This window comes from Mesorhizobium sp. CNPSo 4661, assembly GCF_057784215.1.
Genome location: NZ_JBWGIO010000006.1, coordinates 269,903 through 285,637, shown reverse-complemented (window position 1 = coordinate 285,637; position 15,735 = coordinate 269,903). Strand labels below are relative to the sequence as shown.

The following is a 15,735-nucleotide window of genomic DNA, read 5'->3' as shown; positions in this document are numbered from 1 at the left end:
CGCGAAAGATTCTTGCGCGAAAGCCCTTCATGCCGCCGAAAGCCGATCTCGACGCCATCGACTGGAAGATCCTGCGCGAGCTGCAGGGCGACGGCCGCATGACCAATGTCGAATTGTCCAGCCGGGTCGGCATCTCGGCGCCGCCTTGCCTGCGCCGTGTCAGGCGGCTGGAAGAGGCCGGCATCATCCGCGGCTACCGCGCACTCCTGAACGCGCCGGCGCTCGGCATGGATGTGGTGGCCTTTTGCCTGATCGGCCTGCATCACCAGGCCGACGCCGAGCTGAAAACCTTCGCCGAGCGCACGCGCGGCTGGCCGATCGTCCGCGACGCCTGGATGGTTTCGGGCGAATCCGACTTCCTGCTGCACTGCGTGGCGAGCGACCTCGGCACCTTCCAGACCTTCGTCATCGAGGAACTGGCTTCGGCACCGAATGTGGACACTGTGCGCACCGCCTTGACCATCCGCCGCGTCAAGGACGAGGGGTTGGTAGCCTTTCCAACTTGATGCATGTCGCCCAGAAGTGTGCAGCGGTTCTGGGACAACGACATGCGTCAAACAAAGACTTAAGGCGCGTCGCCCGAATCCGTTTCAGCGCGACGCGCTTTAATGTGCCGGCTTCCGGAAATTCGCCCGCAAAAACAACCGGTTTAGCTCCAGGCTTTGAATCAACTTGCGATCAGAGCGATCGTATCGACTTCAGCAGGTCCTCAAGGTCATGAGCGCCGCGCAACGGCGAAACCGAAAGCCCGCTTATCGTCGAGCCTTCGCCGTCGACCAGCCAGCCGCGCTTGAGGCCGGCGCGCTGGCCGGCTTCCATATCGGCCGGCTTGTCGCCGACGATCAGCGACCGCTCCAGATCGAGGCCGAGCTGGCGGCCTGCCTCCAGCAGCATGCCAGGATTGGGCTTGCGCATCGGGTGATCGGCAATCGCCAACGCGCCCCTGCCGGCCTCGTGGTAGGCGCAGGCAAGCACCATGTCCACGAAAGCGTTCTTTTCGCTCAGCAGGTCGAGCACCCGCCCGTTGACCCGGGCGAACGCGTCCCAGCCGAAATAGCCGCGCGCGATGCCGGACTGGTTGGTGGCGACAATGACCGGAATGCCGTGCTGGTTCGCGGCCTCGATGACCGGCGCGATGCCGTCGCGCAGTTCCATCGCCGCCGGATCAGCGGGATAGCCGGTATCGACATTGATCGTGCCGTCACGATCGAGGAACAGCGCCGGCCGGCTGGCTGGAAACTCAGTGGAGCCGATCCGCTCGACCCACAGGCCGGGCTCCGCAAGCGGAAAGCCTGCGCTCTCAGCCATTGCTGAGGCGCGCTTCGACCGCCTCGCACAGATAATGGTAGAGGCACAGGTGCCCCTGCTGGATGATCGGCGTCGAGGTCGACGGCACGTTGAGCAGGATGTCGGTCAGCGGCTTCAGCTTGCCGCCGGTCTCACCGGTCAGGCTGATCACCGTCATGCCCATCGCCCGCGCTTGTTCGGCGGCGGCAAGGATGCTCGGCGAATTGCCGCTGGTCGAAATCGCGAGCAGCACCGCGCCTTCCGATCCATGCGCCTCGACCTGGCGAGAGAAGACGGTGTCGAAGCCGTAGTCGTTGCCCCAGGCCGTCAGCACCGCGGCATTGGCCGGCAGCGCGATGACGTTATAGGCCTTGCGCTCCTTGAGGAAGCGGCCGACCAGCTCGCCGGCGATGTGGATGGCATCGCTGGCCGAGCCGCCATTGCCGCAGATCAGCAGCGCCTTGCCTTGCGAAAGCGCCGTCACTACCGTGCTCACCGAGCGTTCCATCTCGCCGGTGAGATCGCGCTCGACCATCGCCGAGATCGCCGCCGCGGAGCGGACCAGATAGTCGTTCAGTTCGGACATGGAAACCCTCAGTTTGCGGCGCGCATCTTGCCGATCGTGTTGGTCGTGCTTTTGCCGGCGACGAGGTCGACCAGCACCACGCGCCCGCCCGCCTTCTGCACGGCATCGGCGCCGACAACGGTTTCGACCGTGTAATCCGCGCCCTTGACCAGGATGTCCGGCAGGAGCGCCTCGATGAGCTTGAGCGGCGTGTCCTCCTCAAAGACGACGACGGCGTCGACCGAGGCAAGTGCCGCCAGCACGCAGGCGCGGTCGTGCTGGTCGTTGACCGGGCGCCCCTCCCCCTTCAGCCGGCGCACCGAGGCGTCGCTGTTGAGGCCGAGCACCAGCCGGTCGCACTGGCTGCGCGCGGCATGCAGCAGGCTGACATGGCCCGCATGCAGGATGTCGAAACAGCCATTGGTAAAGCCGACGGTCAGCCCCTCTTCCTTCCAGGCTGCGACCATCCTGGCCGCGGCGTTGAAATCGAGGATGGCGTCCTGGTGGCCGGTCGGCCCATGTGAGCGGAACAGCGCGCCGGACAGTTCCTCGACGTTGAGCCGCGCGGTGCCGCGTTTTCCCACCACGACGCCGCCAGCCGCATTGGCGATGACGGCCGCATGCACCCGGTCGGCGCCGGCGGCGAGCGAAAGCGCGAAACTGGCGATGACCGTGTCACCGGCGCCGGAAACGTCGAACACTTCGCGCGCCTGGGTGGAGATGTGGCGGGCATCCTCGGCGGAGACCACGCTCATGCCCTTTTCGCTGCGCGTGGCGACGATGAACTCGAAATCATGCGCGGCGATCAAGTCGCGCGCCGCGGCCACGATCTCGTCGTCGCCGAACACCTTGCGCCCGACCGCCTCGCCGAGCTCCTTGCGGTTCGGCGTCACCGCCGTGGCGCCGGTATAGCGCGCATAGTCGCGCCCCTTCGGATCGACCAGCACCGGCTTGCCGGCATCGCGGCAGATCGCGATCAGCTCGCCGGCGACGCCGTCGAGCAGGATGCCCTTGCCGTAGTCGGAGAGGATCACGATGTCGGCGCGGCCAAGCGCTGCCTGGAAATGGTCGATGAGCTTCGCCCGCTCGGCGGCCGTCAGCGGCTTGATCTCTTCCTCGTCGAAACGCAGCACTTGCTGGTTGAGCGCGCTGAAGCGGCTTTTCGACGACGTCATGCGGCCCTCGCGCTGCAGGAGCCCGTCCGTGTCGACGCCGATCTCGCCGAGCATTCGCATCAGGTTGTTGCCGGCCTGGTCGGCGCCGATCACCGAAACGGGGATGGCGGCTGCGCCGAGCGAAACGATGTTGGAGACGACATTGCCGGCGCCGCCCATGTTCGCGGTCTCGCCCTTGCCGTGCAGCACGGGAATGGGGGCTTCCGGCGAGATACGCTCGATCACGCCGCTGACGAAGCGGTCGAGAATGAAATCGCCCACCACCAGCACGGTGACGTCGCCGAACCGGGCGATGGTGCGATGCAAAGGCTCGGGGGAAGGCGGATGGTGCTTGATCATCTCACTCGAAATATGCCTGAAGACGGCCGGACTTGATTAGATTTCAGCGCCGGAATTGTGGCGCGGGCTGCTCAAGGCGATGCCGATATACCGCAATTCGAACGAGCGCAACGGCAGGCCCGGCGCCGACCCCAGCCGAAGCCGGCTGCGCGATCAGCTCCTCTGCAGGGCGACGTGGACGCCGAGCCCAACCAGCACCGCCCCGCCCGCGCGCTGCATCAGCCGCTGCGCCCGGCCCGAACGTCGCAGCCGCGCAATCATCGCGCCGGCAAGGAAAACGCAAACGACGTCGGCGGACGAGAACATCAGATTGACGATGGTTCCAAGCACGACGAACTGCAGCCAGACCGGGAACGCCGCCCAGGCGTCGATGAATTGCGGCAGGAACGCCATGAAGAAGATCGCCGTCTTCGGATTGAGCACCTCGACGGTGATGCTTTCGAAAAAGGCGCGACGGGCCGATTTCCGCTCGATCAAGGGCAGAGCCGCATCGCCATCCGTCCGTTTGCGGAACATAGAGACGCCGAGCCAGATCAGATAGAGCGCGCCGACGAGCTTGACCGCCAGATAGAGCGGCGGCACCGCATGGAACAGGACGGACAGGCCGGCGGCGGCCGCGAAGACATGGAAATAGCCGCCGAGATGGATGCCGAGAGCCGCCGTCAACCCCGACCAGCGTCCGCGCGCCATCGTCTGCGCGGCGGCGTAGAGCATGGCGGGCCCCGGGATATAGGCGAAGATCGCCGTCGTGGCGAAAAACGCGATCAGCAATTCAGTCGACGGCATTTTGGTCCCTCATGATCCGGATGCAGCTCGTTCAGTCCGCACGCGGGATGGCTTTGGATTGGCCCTTGCGGACAACCGCAATGAAGGCAGCCATGACTTTCTTGTGGAATGACGGACTGAACGCGCCGATAGGCGCGCCCGGTTCGAAATAGGCCGACGATTCCAGGATATCGTGGTTGTACTCATCGACTATGACCCAAAGAGGGATAGGGTCAAGACCGGCGCGGCGGCGTTCAATTTCCGGAATGGCGACGGTGACACGATCGCGGCCCGGCGGCGTCGAGGTGATTGCAAGGATGAAGAGGTTCGTGCCGCCGGCTTTCCCGGGAAGGACGGCCACGAAGGCCACGGGTCGTTGCTTGCGGCCTTCGGTTTCGCCGTCGCCATGCTGCCTATACCACAAATATGGATATCGCCAGACATCAGCGGCTATGGGTCTAATCACGATCCAACTCGGCAGCGTACTCCTCGAGCATCTCTACGTGCTCCGATGGAGTGTCCTTCGCCGCGTAGGCGCGGCGGCCATCGTTGCCGAAGCGAGCCTCGTAAGCCTCGATGCTCATCAGGACGTATCTCGGCTTGTTATGGCGCGTGATGGAGACAGGCTGCTGGCTCGCAGCCGCAAGCACATCTCCGAGATTCTGCTTCAGATCGGTCGACGGATAGTGTTTCATGGGCGCTCACGTTTTGTGCATAATAGACAAAAAAGACAAAATAGACAAGCATCAACGACTTAGGACGAGCGGCGCCTGCTTTGTCGACAGCCCCGCCCGCCTCCCCTATAAGAGCCGGAATCGTAAGCAGCAGAGGCCTTCATGATCATCGTCACGGGCGGCGCCGGCATGATCGGCTCCAACATCGTCGCCGCTCTCAATGCCGAGGGCCATGGCGACATCGTCGTCGTCGACGACCTCACCGACGGTCACAAGATCGCCAACCTCGCCGACCTCAAGATCGCCGACTATCTCGACAAGGACGATTTTCTCGCCCGGCTCGACGACGGCGCGCTGGGCCGCATCGAAGCCGTCTTCCATCAAGGCGCCTGCTCGACCACCACCGAATGGAACGGCAAGTTCATGATGGAGGTGAACTACGCCTATTCGAAGCGCCTGCTGCATGCCTGCCTGGCGTTGCGCGTGCCCTTCCTCTATGCCTCGTCGGCCTCGGTCTATGGCGGCGGCAGCGAATTCCGCGAAGAACCGGACTTCGAGCGTCCTCTCAACGTCTATGCCTATTCGAAGAAGCTGTTCGATGACTATGTGCGCCGAAACGTCTTCGACACCGACCATTCGCAGGTCGCCGGCCTGCGCTATTTCAACGTCTATGGACCGCGCGAGGCGCATAAAGGCGCCATGGCCTCGGTCGCCTTTCATCTGTTCAACCAGGTCGAGCGCGGCGAAAACCCGAAACTGTTCGGCGCCTATGGCGACTTCGGGCCCGGCGAGCAGAGCCGCGATTTCATCCATGTCGGCGATGTGGCGGAGGTCAATCTGTGGCTGTGGAAGCGCGGCTTGAGCGGCATCTTCAACTGCGGCACCGGCCGCGCCCAGCCGTTCCGGGCGATTGCCGAGACGGTGATCGACACGCTGGGTAAGGGCGAGATTGAATTCATTCCCTTCCCCGACCATCTCAAGGGCAGCTACCAGAGTTTTACGCAGGCTGATATGTCCCGCTTGCGCGCGGCCGGCTACAATGGCCAATTCCGCACAGTCGAAACCGGCGTCAGGGACTATGTCGAATGGCTGAAGGCCCAACGATCCTCGTGATCGGCCCACGCTGGGTGGGCGACATGGTCATGGCGCAGTGCCTGTTCGCGGCGCTGAAGGAAAAACATCCGAATGCGGCGATCGACGTGCTGGCGCCGGCCTGGGCCGCGCCCCTGGTCAAGCGCATGCCGGAGATTCGCTGCCAGATCGACTTTCCGCTGATGCCGGGCGCGCTCGAATTCCGCAGCCGCAGGCGCTTCGGCCGTCTTCTGCGTGGCCGCTACGACATGGCCTATGTCCTGCCGGGTAGCTGGAAATCGGCCTTGATCCCGTTCTTCGCCCGCATCCCGCACCGCGTCGGCAATCTGCGCGAGATGCGCTACGGCCTGCTGACGGATGTCGTGCCGCTGCCCGAAGCCCTGAAACGGCGCACCGCGCGCGCCTATTTCGGCCTCGCGCGCGGCGGCACTTTTCGCGCGCCGCATCTTACCGTCGACAAGGCCAACCAGGCCGATCTGCTGGCGCGCTTCGGGCTGACCGGGAAGAAATTCGTGGCGCTCATGCCCGGCGCCGAGTTCGGCCCGGCAAAACGCTGGCCGAGCGACCACTATGCAGGGCTGGCCCGGGACATGATGGCCAAGGGCCTGGCCGTCGCGCTGCTCGGCTCGAAGAACGATGCCGACGTCACTGGCGAGATCGCAGCGCTTGCCCCGGGCGCCATCGACCTTGCCGGCAAGACACGCCTCGAGGACGCCATCGACCTGATCGCCGCGGCGAAGCTTGCTGTCTCGAACGACAGCGGGCTGATGCATGTGGCGGCCGCCGTCGGCACGCCGATCGTAGCCGTCTACGGTTCGACGTCACCGGAAAACACGCCGCCGCTCAGCGAACGCTCCGAGCTGATCTGGCTGCATCTGTCCTGCTCGCCCTGCCACAAGAAGGTCTGCCCGCTTGGGCATCTCAACTGCCTGAAGACGCTCGATGTCGCCCGCGTCACCGCCGCCGCTGAGCGCTTGCTCAAGGTTCCAGCGGCCGCATGAAGGTGCTGATCGTCAAGACATCGTCGATGGGCGATGTCATCCACACCTTTCCCGCCGTCGAGGACGCGGCGCGCAATCGCCCCGACATCAGCTTCGACTGGTGCGCGGAGGAGCCTTTTGCCGGGATCGTGGCGCTGCATCCGGCGATTAAGACTATCCACAAGGTTGCGATCCGGCGCTGGCGCAGGCGACTTCTCGACGGCGCCACATGGCGCGAGATGGCCGGACTGCGCAAAGCGCTCCGCGCCACCCGCTACGATCTTGTCATCGACGCGCAGGGCTTGCTGAAATCGGCGCTGGTCGCCATCCAGGCTGGCGCGCCGATCGCCGGCTTCGACCGGGCCAGCGCCCGCGAGCCTTCGGCAACGCTGTTCTACCAGCGCCAATACACCGTGCCGCGCGACCTGCACGCCATCGAGCGCACCAGGCGGCTGTTCGGGCTGGCGCTTGGCTACGAACCTGACCTGTCAACGCTCGAGTCAGGCATCGTGCCGCCGCCTAGCGACCTGCCCGGCATTGAAGGCAGAACGGCGTTCTTGCTGCACGGCACCAGCCGCGAGGACAAGAAATGGCCGGTGGCGGACTGGATCGAAACCGCGCGCCGGCTGGCAGACCTCCAATTCACGCCGGTGGTCACATGGTCGAACGAGGCGGAACGGAAGGTGGCGCAAGCCATTGCCGGTGCCGTGCCAAGGACGGCGCTGCTTGCGAAATCGCCGCTTGCGGACATCGCCGCGATCCTCGGCCGCTCGACGCTCGTCATCGGCGCCGACACCGGCCTCACCCATCTCGCCAGCGCCTTCGGCCTGCCGACCGTCGCCGTCTTCCTGGCAACGGAGCCGGGTCTCACCGGCCCGCGCGGGAAGTTTGCCTCGACCTTGATGGCGCCAGCCGGCGGCAAGATCACGCCAGCTGAGGTTGTGGCGGAGGCTGAGCGCCAGCTGGCGCTCAGATCAAACGCGCCAGCGTGAGGACCTTTTCAGAATTCGCTCTGGCGAGTCGAATGGCGTGGTTTTCGAGAACCGGCCTACGCCGGCCGTAGCCTTCATAGGACGGAGATCCTTATGAGGGCTTCGGCCGGCGAAGGCCGGAGCGGAGCGTACTTAAAGTACGTGAGCACCGGAAGCGCAGAAAGCCACGCTAGTCGGCCGCCGGAGTAGAATTATCAGAAGGTCCTCAGATAAACTGCACCTGGACGATCTCGTACCCCCGAGCACCGCCCGGAGCATTGACCTCGATGGCGTCGCCGACTTCCTTGCCGATCAGCGCACGCGCGATCGGCGAGGAGATCGAGATGCGGCCGGACTTCACGTCCGCTTCCTGGTCGCCGACGATCTGGTAGGTTTTCTTTTCCTCGGTGTCCTCGTCGACCAGCACGACGGTCGCGCCGAATTTCACCTTGTCGCCGGAAAGCTTGGAGACGTCGATGACCTCGGCGCGTGCGATCAGGTCCTCGAGCTCGTTGATGCGGCCTTCATTGTGGCTCTGCGACTCCTTGGCCGCGTGATATTCGGCATTTTCGGACAGGTCGCCATGCGAGCGCGCTTCGGAGATCGCCTCGATGATGCGAGGACGCTCCTCCTGCTGGCGCCAGCGGAGTTCTTCCTTCAATGACGCGAACCCCTCGCCTGTCATCGGGACCTTGATCATATGCCTGACCTTTCCAGCCGCCACCCCCGTTTTCGGGAGGGACCTTGTCAATGGGTACAAAAAGAAAACGGTCCGGCAGCCTCGGGCTAACGGAACCGTCTCACCACAATTTCGCTGAATATAGCGATCTTTGCGCGATTTTCACGCCCAAAAATTGAAGTTCGGCAAAATGATCACCGCTTTCGCGGGCCATTGGCCGGCGGCGGATAACAGAAACCGGCTGCGATTGCTCACAGCCGGTTCGAGGAATGTCGAAGCTCGATCAGCTCCTCAGGAAATGATCGATCTGCTCGGACAGCATGCCGTATTCGCGCGAGCCCTTGCCGGTCCGCTTCTCGATCTCGTTAAGCTGCTGCTGGGCGCCGGCGAGATCGCCGATCTGCAGATGCGCTTCGCCCAGATATTCGCGCACCAGCGTGTAGTTCGGGTCGATACGCAGCGCTTCCTCGTAATAGCCGAGGCCGACGGTGACGCGGCCCGAATGGCGATGCGAATAGCCGAGATAATTGAGGATGCGCGGATCCTGCTTGTTGGCGGCTAAAGTCAGCACCGAGATCGCCTCGTCATAGCGCCCGGCCATCGCCAGATCGTGGCCCGCTTCATAGATGCTGTCGTCATCCAGCATGCCATATTGCGGCTTCACGCATTTGTTCTTCTTCTTGTCCCAGACCTCGCCTTTCTTGCAGGTGGTGGTCGTCTGTCCACCGCTGCTACCGCTTTCACCGGCTGCAAAAGCCGGCGCTACGAACAGCGGCAGCGCCGCAATAGCCATGACCTGAACAAGCAAACGTCTGCGCATCGAAGCCTCCATGAGGGTGACAATGCCAGATTAACGCCGCCTTGGCGCGGTTTCATCCCGAAATGCGAGCGGCTGCCGAACTATTTTGGACGGCCGGAAGGAAGCCGCTGCCTGCGGGCGTGACGCGCGCTTTAATTCAGCTATCATCGGAGCCAAGCGCATCACGTGGAGAAGGACCGTGCAGCAGCGCCTCGAGAAGGAGTGGGATCTTTCGATCGATCCCGACACCGTTCGCCTGTTCATCCTCAAGGCGAAGGCGCTGAGCTCCGCCGTCAACGAGGACTATGACGACGGCGCCGAGCACGAGGTCGAATTCGACGGCGACGCGCATGCCAGCCACCACCATGACGGCCTTGTCGAGGAAGCCTCGGAAGACCTCACCGAGGAGGAATTCCGCGAGCTGATCAACGATCTCAATATCGACGAAGCCGCCGAGCTGATCGCGCTCGCCTGGGTCGGACGCGGCGATTATGACGCATCCGAATGGGCGGATGCGGTGGCCGCTGCCAGGGAACGACCCAGGAAGCGCGCCGCCAAATATCTGCTCGGCCTGCCTATGCTTGCCGATTGGTTGGAGGAAGGCCTTGAAGCCATCGGCGCGTAACGCGCCGGTAACCGATTGTGATCGGCAAGGCGAATCTTGCAGGCAACTTCGCAACGCGACCGTCGTTTCCGGGCGATGGCAACGCTGAGCCTTTCGCGACTTTACAGACTGGCGCTGCCTGTGGCGGCTGCCATGCTGCTGGTCACGCCGGCCACAGCCAAGCATCATCACCGGCATAAGGGGCACCTGCCGCCGACCAGCCAAAGCGCCGCTCCGGCTCCGGAAACGCCGGCGGCGACACCGGTCCCAGGTTCGCGTCCGCAGGATCTGGAAAACAGCGCTGAAAAGTCCGGACAGGACAAACCTCGCCTCGACAGCAATGACGACTTCCTCAATCAGGACAAGTCGCATCCGAAATGGGACGCCCGCCCACCGCGTTCGAAAGGCGCTCAATCCGAGTCTCAGACGGAATCCGAGCCGCAGACGCCGGATGTCGTGCCCACGCCCCCGCAGAAGCCCACCGAACTGGAGTCCGAGCCGCCGGAAACCGCGCCGCAACCGCCCGAGAAACCCGAATCGCCGGGCGAGGAAAAGATGCTCCCCGATCCGCGTTCCGCCGAGATGCCGGCCGACAATATGCCGGCAGAGGAGATCGCATGCCGCGAGCGGCTGAAGGCGCTCGGCGTCGAGTTCGAGGAGCATAAGGCAGAGCACGATCCCGAGATCGGCTGCTCGATCCCCTACCCTGTCGTCATAAGGACACTGGGCAAATCCATCGGCATCGATTCGGGCGCCGAGCTCAACTGTCCGATGGCCGAGGCAGCGGCGCGCTTCGTGGTCGATGTCGTCCAACCCACGGCAAAGGCCGAGCTCGGCGCCGACCTGAAATCGATCAACCAGGCCTCGGCCTTTGTCTGCCGGCCGCGCAACGGCACGCGCAAGCTGTCGGAACACGCCTTCGGCAACGCGCTCGACATCGCCAGCTTCACCTTGTCGGACGGGAGGAAGATCGAGGTTGGGCCGGCGCCGCCGGACAAGGACGCGAAGTTCCTCGACGCGGTGCGCAAGGCTGCCTGCGGGCCGTTCAAGACGGTGCTTGGGCCGGGCGCCGACCCTGACCATGCGCTGCATTTCCACTTCGACCTGGAGCCGCGCCGCCACGGCGGCACTTTCTGCCAGTAAGCATGATCTCGAAAGTTTCGAGTCGCTCCCTGGCAAGATCAGCGCCGCAATTCCGCCCCATGCGTGAATGCCGGCGCTGATCTTTCCTTTACTGTTGAGGGTTAACCTTGTGCCATTCGGGGACAAGGACGCCTTTCGATGGCTCGAAGACTTGGCGCTATGCTTGGCTTGGCGCAACGGAACAAACGTGCGCGCGTCACGGTCGCCGGACTGGCCGCGGGCGCAGCCATCGCGACGATATCGGCCTGCACGACCGGCGACGTCTTTGCGCTGCAGCCGGCCGTCGATGTCGGCAGCCAGACGGCAGCCGTGCCGCAGCCCGACGCGCCGCAATATGCCGGCATGCAGCGCCTCGTTCCGTCCAATCCCTACATGACCCAGGCCGCCTATCCGCGCATGGATGAGCCGATGTCGCCGGTCGAGCAGATGCCTGCCAGCGAGATCGACTGCCGCAACGAGCTGAAGCGGATGGGCGTCGTCTATCAGAACGTCCAGCCGATCCATGAAGGCCAGTGCGGCATCGATTTCCCCGTAAAAGTCTCGGCCATCGGCAGCGTCGCCATGACGCCGGCGGCAACGCTGACCTGCAACATGGCCGCGACCTTCGCCGCCTGGACGAAAAACGAGCTGCAGCCAGCCGCCCGCTGGCGCTATTTCTCCGGCGTCAAGGCGATTCACCAGGGTTCCAGCTATTCCTGCCGAAACATAGCCGGCGAAGGCGTGCTCTCCGAACACGGCAAGGGCAACGCCCTCGACGTCATGAGCATCGAGCTCAACAATGGCGACGACATCGACGTCCGCAAGCCCGGCCTCTTCGCGTTCCGCACACGCGGCTTCCTCAACAACGTTCGCGCCGACGGATGCGAATATTTCACCACCGTGCTCGGCCCCGGCTACAATTACGACCACCGCAACCATTTCCATTTCGACATCAAGAACCGCAAAAGCGGTTATCGCGCCTGTCGCTGAGGCTCTCTGCCAAAAACGGCCAACACCGCATAAAATGGTCGCCCGTGGATTTGGGAGCGGTCGGCTGTGGGTGAGCGAAGCCTGAAGCGGCGCGCGGCAATCTGGCTGGCGGCGTTTTTCGCCTTCTACGTGACGCTCGCCTATGTCGCCGCGCCGGAATTCTGGACCTGGCGGGAGCGCGGCTTCCGCACGCGGCCCTTCGAGATGGTGACGCACACGCCGCAAGGCATTCCCGGCGATCCGATCAATCTTGGCCTGGTCGGCACCGAAAAGGAGGTCGTCCACGCCTTCGCCGTCGCCGGCTGGGATACGGCCGATGCCGTCACCCTCAGGACCGCGATCGACATCGGCGAAAGTGTGTTGTTTTCCCGCCCCTACCCCGATGCGCCGATGAGCCGCCTTTTGTTCGAGGGCCGCGCCCAGGACCTTGCCTTCGAAAAGCCCGTCGGCGACAGCGCCGACCGGCGCCACCACGTCCGCTTCTGGGAGACGGATACCGTCGGCGACGACGGCCGCCCGCTCTGGTTGGGCGCCGCGAGCTTCGACCGGGGCGTCGGTCTCAGCCACGATACGGGCGCGATCACGCATCACATCGGGCCCGACATCGACGCCGAGCGTGATTTCCTCATCGGCGACCTGGATGCTGCCGGTCTGCTGGCCTCGACCAGCAGAATACCAGGGATCGGCGCCACCAAGACCGGACGCAACGGCGGCGGCGATCCCTATTTCACCGACGGCATGGCCGTGATCGGCGTTTTGAAGACGCTGCAGTGACGGCGCCTCACGCGCGCGCTGACGCCGAAAGTGCGCGTCGTCGTCGACGCGCTTGTCGGGCATTTCTCGGCGCCGATCTGGGATGTGGCTTGAACACGCGCCTGTCATCTTCCAAAAATACCGGCAAGCTATTTTCGAATGCGCTGCAGCAATGCTATTGACCGCCCATGCTTTATGTTGAAATCGCCGTCGTGGCCGTCCTCATTCTGGTGAACGGCCTTCTGGCCATGTCGGAGCTTGCCATCGTCTCGTCGCGGCCCGCCCGCCTCAAGGCGATGATCGACCGCAACGTGAAGGGTGCCGGTCGCGCGCTGGCGCTCGGCTCCAATCCCGGCAAGTTCCTGTCCTCGGTGCAGATCGGCATCACCCTGGTCGGCGTTCTCTCGGGCGCGTTCTCGGGCGCGACGCTCGGCGAAAGGCTGGCGCAATATCTGACGTCGACCGGTATCCGCGAAAACATCGCCGACCCCGTCGGCGTCGGCATTGTCGTCGCCATCATCACCTATGCCTCGCTGATCGTCGGCGAGCTGGTGCCGAAGCAGATCGCGCTCAAGGACCCGGAACGCGTCGCGGTCAGGGCCGCGCCGGCAATGACCATCCTCGCAACCATCTCGGCGCCGCTCGTCTTCCTGCTCGACCTCTCCGGCCGTGCCGTTCTGTGGCTGCTCGGCCAGGCCGGCGAAGCGGAAGAGAAGGTCACCGACGAGGAGATCAAGATGCTTGTCGCCGAGGCCGAGCATCACGGCACCATCGAATCCGACGAGCGGCGCATGATCGCCGGCGTCATGCGCCTCGGCGACCGCGCCGTGCGCGCCGTCATGACGCCGCGCACCGAGGTCGACTGGCTGAACCTGCAGTCCGACGAAGCCACGGTTCGAAAGCTTTTGATGGATACCCAGCACTCGCGCCTGCCCGTCGGCGACGGCAATGTCGACGCCATGGTCGGCGTCATCCAGACGCGCGACGTGCTGGCCGCCCTTCTCGCCGGCAGGGTGCTGGATCCGCGCCAGCATGTGCGCGTCGCCCCCATCGTGCATGACCAGGCCGACGCGCTCGACGTGCTGCAGAAGCTCAGGGAATCGGACGTGCCGATGGCGCTGGTCCATGACGAATACGGCCATTTCGAAGGCATCGTCACGCCGGCCGATATCCTCGAAGCCATCACCGGCGTCTTCCGCTCCGACCTCGAGGCCGGCGAGGAAGAAAACGCCGTCAAGCGCGATGACGGCTCCTGGCTGCTTGCCGGTTACATGCAGGCCGACGAGATGGCGGAGGTGCTGGGCATCGACCTGCCGGAGAACCGCGACTACGAGACTGTCGCCGGCTATGTGCTGTCGCATCTGCATCATCTGCCGACCACCGGCGAATGCGTCGACGCGCAAGGCTGGCGTTTCGAGGTGGTCGACCTCGATGGCCGCCGCATCGACAAGCTGATCGCCACCCGCCTGCCCGACGGCCATCGCCCGGTGGCGCGCTGACCATCCGGCAATGCTCGACTTGGCATGGGGCGGTTGACGCCGCCGTCAAGCCTCGCTTTCCTCACTTAGGATTGACTGGCCAGAAAGCTTTGAAGCGCTGCAAAAGCGTCTATATCGGCAACCATGGATGCATCGAGCGACCACGCGCTGAACGACGAGCTTCTTTCGGACATCCAGCGCCTGTCCTTCGACTATTTTCTGAAGGAGGCGAACCCGGTCAACGGCCTGGTCGCCGACCGCAACACCGCCGCATCGCCGGCCAGCATAGCCGCCGTCGGCCTTGCTTTGTCGTCCTACCCGGTCGGCGTCGAGCGCGGTTTCATGACGCGCTCTGCCGCGGTCGAGCGGACGCTCGCCACGCTTCGCTTCTTCTGGAACGCGCCGCACGGGCCGGAGCCCGACGTCACCGGCTACAAGGGTTTTTATTATCACTTCCTCGACATGCGGACCGGACGCCGCGTCTGGAACTGCGAATTGTCCACCATCGATACCGCGCTTCTGCTTGCGGGTGCCCTGACGGCTGGCGCCTATTTCGATGCCGACGACGAGTTCGAATTGGAGATCCGCCGGCTCGCCGATGCGCTCTACCGCCGCGCCGACTGGAGCTGGGCGCTCAATGGCGGCGCCACCGTCACCCATGGCTGGCGGCCCGAAAAAGGCTTCCTGCGCTACCGTTGGGAAGGCTATGACGAGGCGCTGATCCTCTACATGCTGGGCCTCGGCTCGCCGACTTTTCCGCTGCCGCCCGAAAGCTACGCCGCCTGGCTGTCGAGCTACAAATGGAAGAAGATCTACGGCCGGGACCTAGCCTATGCCGGTCCACTCTTCATCCACCAGTTCTCGCATATCTGGATCGATTTTCGCGGCATTCGCGACGCCTTCATGCGCAATGTCGGCAGCGACTATTTCGAGAACAGCCGCCAGGCGACCTTTCTGCAGCGCGACTATGCCATCCGCAACCCCAAGGGCTTCGTCGGCTACGGCGAGAATTGCTGGGGCATCACGGCCAGCGACGGGCCGGGCCCGCAACAGAGCCGGGCCGGCGGGCGCCGCTTCTTCACTTACCTGGCGCGCGGCGCGCCTTTCGGTCCCGATGACGGCACGCTGTCGCCCTGGGCGGCGATCGCATCACTGCCTTTTGCGCCGGAGATCGTGCTACCGACGCTGCGCTACTTCCACGAGATCGACCTGCATGACGGCAATCCCTACGGCTTCACCGCAAGCTTCAACCCGACGATTGCCGACGCCGGCGGCCGGCCCTGCGGCTGGGTCTCGCCGGACCATGTCGGCATCAACCAGGGGCCGATCGCGCTGATGATCGAGAATTACCGGTCGGACTTCCTGTGGCGACTGATGCGCGGCGTGCCGGCTATAGCCACGGGCCTGCGGCGGGCCGGATTTTCGGGCGGCTGGCTGTAGGTGCAAGCACAGCAATGCCGAT

Annotated in this window: 18 protein-coding genes; 10 read left to right on the top strand and 8 right to left on the bottom strand. The window is 64.3% G+C overall.

Translation table 11 applies throughout. The annotated features are described in order from the left end of the window. The first annotated feature begins 29 nt into the window (after positions 1-29). On the top strand, positions 30-506 hold the full coding sequence (locus AC0YKC_RS11550; protein WP_488511125.1) for an Lrp/AsnC family transcriptional regulator: 477 nt from the start codon (positions 30-32) through the stop codon (positions 504-506). 172 nt (positions 507-678) lie between these two features. Here AC0YKC_RS11550 and AC0YKC_RS11545 read toward each other — a convergent pair whose 3' ends face one another. From AC0YKC_RS11545 to AC0YKC_RS11520, 6 genes are all read right to left on the bottom strand, one after another. Beyond that, positions 679-1,308 carry a D-glycero-alpha-D-manno-heptose-1,7-bisphosphate 7-phosphatase gene (locus AC0YKC_RS11545; protein WP_488511124.1) on the bottom strand — a complete coding sequence of 210 codons (630 nt, stop codon included), beginning with the start codon at positions 1,306-1,308 and terminating at the stop codon, positions 679-681. After that, entirely contained in the window at positions 1,301-1,873 is a 573-nt protein-coding gene (locus AC0YKC_RS11540; RefSeq protein WP_488511123.1) for a D-sedoheptulose-7-phosphate isomerase, read from the bottom strand. The genes AC0YKC_RS11545 and AC0YKC_RS11540 overlap by 8 nt, the downstream gene beginning before the upstream one ends. A gap of 8 nt (positions 1,874-1,881) precedes the next feature. Then, a complete protein-coding gene (gene rfaE1 / locus AC0YKC_RS11535; protein WP_488511122.1) occupies positions 1,882-3,366 on the bottom strand; it encodes a D-glycero-beta-D-manno-heptose-7-phosphate kinase in 1,485 nt (494 codons plus the stop codon). 153 nt (positions 3,367-3,519) lie between these two features. Beyond that, positions 3,520-4,152, bottom strand: coding sequence for a LysE family translocator (locus AC0YKC_RS11530; RefSeq protein WP_488511121.1), 633 nt, complete (start codon positions 4,150-4,152; stop codon positions 3,520-3,522). A 31-nt stretch (positions 4,153-4,183) separates the two neighbouring features. Next, the gene (locus AC0YKC_RS11525; RefSeq protein WP_488511120.1) at positions 4,184-4,501 is read right to left on the bottom strand and encodes a hypothetical protein; all 318 of its coding nucleotides are present in this window, start codon (positions 4,499-4,501) and stop codon (positions 4,184-4,186) included. 88 nt (positions 4,502-4,589) lie between these two features. Continuing rightward, the gene (locus tag AC0YKC_RS11520) at positions 4,590-4,826 is read right to left on the bottom strand and encodes a type II toxin-antitoxin system Phd/YefM family antitoxin (RefSeq protein ID WP_488511119.1); all 237 of its coding nucleotides are present in this window, start codon (positions 4,824-4,826) and stop codon (positions 4,590-4,592) included. 141 nt (positions 4,827-4,967) lie between these two features. On the opposite strand from AC0YKC_RS11520, the gene rfaD reads away from it, so the two are divergent. From rfaD to waaC, 3 genes are read left to right on the top strand one after another with little or no spacing between them, the layout of a single operon-like run. Beyond that, complete coding sequence (rfaD, locus tag AC0YKC_RS11515; RefSeq protein ID WP_488511118.1) at positions 4,968-5,918, top strand: ADP-glyceromanno-heptose 6-epimerase; 951 nt, start codon at positions 4,968-4,970, stop codon at positions 5,916-5,918. Beyond that, positions 5,891-6,898, top strand: coding sequence for a lipopolysaccharide heptosyltransferase II (gene waaF / locus AC0YKC_RS11510; protein ID WP_488511117.1), 1,008 nt, complete (start codon positions 5,891-5,893; stop codon positions 6,896-6,898). Before rfaD ends, waaF begins: the two co-directional genes overlap by 28 nt. Beyond that, positions 6,895-7,869, top strand: a complete 975-nt coding sequence (gene waaC, locus AC0YKC_RS11505; protein WP_488511116.1) for a lipopolysaccharide heptosyltransferase I — start codon at positions 6,895-6,897, stop codon at positions 7,867-7,869. Before waaF ends, waaC begins: the two co-directional genes overlap by 4 nt. 205 nt (positions 7,870-8,074) lie before the next feature. Here waaC and greA read toward each other — a convergent pair whose 3' ends face one another. Together greA and AC0YKC_RS11495 are read right to left on the bottom strand one after the other, a co-directional pair. Next, a complete protein-coding gene (greA, locus tag AC0YKC_RS11500; RefSeq protein WP_027168132.1) occupies positions 8,075-8,548 on the bottom strand; it encodes a transcription elongation factor GreA in 474 nt (157 codons plus the stop codon). A 262-nt stretch (positions 8,549-8,810) separates the two neighbouring features. Further along, a complete protein-coding gene (locus AC0YKC_RS11495) occupies positions 8,811-9,347 on the bottom strand; it encodes a tetratricopeptide repeat protein (RefSeq protein ID WP_320293435.1) in 537 nt (178 codons plus the stop codon). A 178-nt stretch (positions 9,348-9,525) separates the two neighbouring features. Here AC0YKC_RS11495 and AC0YKC_RS11490 point away from each other — a divergent pair, with 178 nt between their 5' ends. The 6 genes from AC0YKC_RS11490 to AC0YKC_RS11465 all read left to right on the top strand — a co-directional run bounded on the left by AC0YKC_RS11490 (position 9,526) and on the right by AC0YKC_RS11465 (position 15,713). Next, positions 9,526-9,951: a DUF3775 domain-containing protein gene (locus AC0YKC_RS11490; RefSeq protein ID WP_488511115.1), complete on the top strand. Its 426-nt coding sequence runs from the start codon at positions 9,526-9,528 to the stop codon at positions 9,949-9,951. A 75-nt stretch (positions 9,952-10,026) separates the two neighbouring features. Further along, positions 10,027-11,073, top strand: coding sequence for an extensin-like domain-containing protein (locus tag AC0YKC_RS11485; RefSeq protein WP_488511114.1), 1,047 nt, complete (start codon positions 10,027-10,029; stop codon positions 11,071-11,073). A gap of 138 nt (positions 11,074-11,211) precedes the next feature. Continuing rightward, on the top strand, positions 11,212-12,042 hold the full coding sequence (locus AC0YKC_RS11480; RefSeq protein WP_488511113.1) for an extensin-like domain-containing protein: 831 nt from the start codon (positions 11,212-11,214) through the stop codon (positions 12,040-12,042). Positions 12,043-12,108: 66 nt separating this feature from the next. Continuing rightward, a complete protein-coding gene (locus tag AC0YKC_RS11475) occupies positions 12,109-12,816 on the top strand; it encodes an LssY C-terminal domain-containing protein (protein WP_320293431.1) in 708 nt (235 codons plus the stop codon). 167 nt (positions 12,817-12,983) lie between these two features. After that, the gene (locus AC0YKC_RS11470; protein ID WP_320293430.1) at positions 12,984-14,294 is read left to right on the top strand and encodes a hemolysin family protein; all 1,311 of its coding nucleotides are present in this window, start codon (positions 12,984-12,986) and stop codon (positions 14,292-14,294) included. A 123-nt stretch (positions 14,295-14,417) separates the two neighbouring features. Further along, complete coding sequence (locus tag AC0YKC_RS11465) at positions 14,418-15,713, top strand: glucoamylase family protein (protein WP_488511112.1); 1,296 nt, start codon at positions 14,418-14,420, stop codon at positions 15,711-15,713. Positions 15,714-15,735: the final 22 nt, after the last annotated feature.

Bases quoted from the DNA above. Each gene is read 5' to 3' on its own strand.
- AC0YKC_RS11550 (WP_488511125.1), top strand. From the start codon at position 30: ATGCCGCCGAAAGCCGATCTCGACGCCATCGACTGGAAGATCCTGCGC.
- AC0YKC_RS11545 (WP_488511124.1), bottom strand. From the start codon at position 1,308: ATGGCTGAGAGCGCAGGCTTTCCGCTTGCGGAGCCCGGCCTGTGGGTC.
- AC0YKC_RS11540 (WP_488511123.1), bottom strand. From the start codon at position 1,873: ATGTCCGAACTGAACGACTATCTGGTCCGCTCCGCGGCGGCGATCTCG.
- rfaE1 (WP_488511122.1), bottom strand. From the start codon at position 3,366: ATGATCAAGCACCATCCGCCTTCCCCCGAGCCTTTGCATCGCACCATC.
- AC0YKC_RS11530 (WP_488511121.1), bottom strand. From the start codon at position 4,152: ATGCCGTCGACTGAATTGCTGATCGCGTTTTTCGCCACGACGGCGATC.
- AC0YKC_RS11520 (WP_488511119.1), bottom strand. From the start codon at position 4,826: ATGAAACACTATCCGTCGACCGATCTGAAGCAGAATCTCGGAGATGTG.
- rfaD (WP_488511118.1), top strand. From the start codon at position 4,968: ATGATCATCGTCACGGGCGGCGCCGGCATGATCGGCTCCAACATCGTC.
- waaF (WP_488511117.1), top strand. From the start codon at position 5,891: ATGGCTGAAGGCCCAACGATCCTCGTGATCGGCCCACGCTGGGTGGGC.
- waaC (WP_488511116.1), top strand. From the start codon at position 6,895: ATGAAGGTGCTGATCGTCAAGACATCGTCGATGGGCGATGTCATCCAC.
- greA (WP_027168132.1), bottom strand. From the start codon at position 8,548: ATGATCAAGGTCCCGATGACAGGCGAGGGGTTCGCGTCATTGAAGGAA.
- AC0YKC_RS11495 (WP_320293435.1), bottom strand. From the start codon at position 9,347: ATGCGCAGACGTTTGCTTGTTCAGGTCATGGCTATTGCGGCGCTGCCG.
- AC0YKC_RS11485 (WP_488511114.1), top strand. From the start codon at position 10,027: ATGGCAACGCTGAGCCTTTCGCGACTTTACAGACTGGCGCTGCCTGTG.
- AC0YKC_RS11480 (WP_488511113.1), top strand. From the start codon at position 11,212: ATGGCTCGAAGACTTGGCGCTATGCTTGGCTTGGCGCAACGGAACAAA.
- AC0YKC_RS11470 (WP_320293430.1), top strand. From the start codon at position 12,984: ATGCTTTATGTTGAAATCGCCGTCGTGGCCGTCCTCATTCTGGTGAAC.
- AC0YKC_RS11465 (WP_488511112.1), top strand. From the start codon at position 14,418: ATGGATGCATCGAGCGACCACGCGCTGAACGACGAGCTTCTTTCGGAC.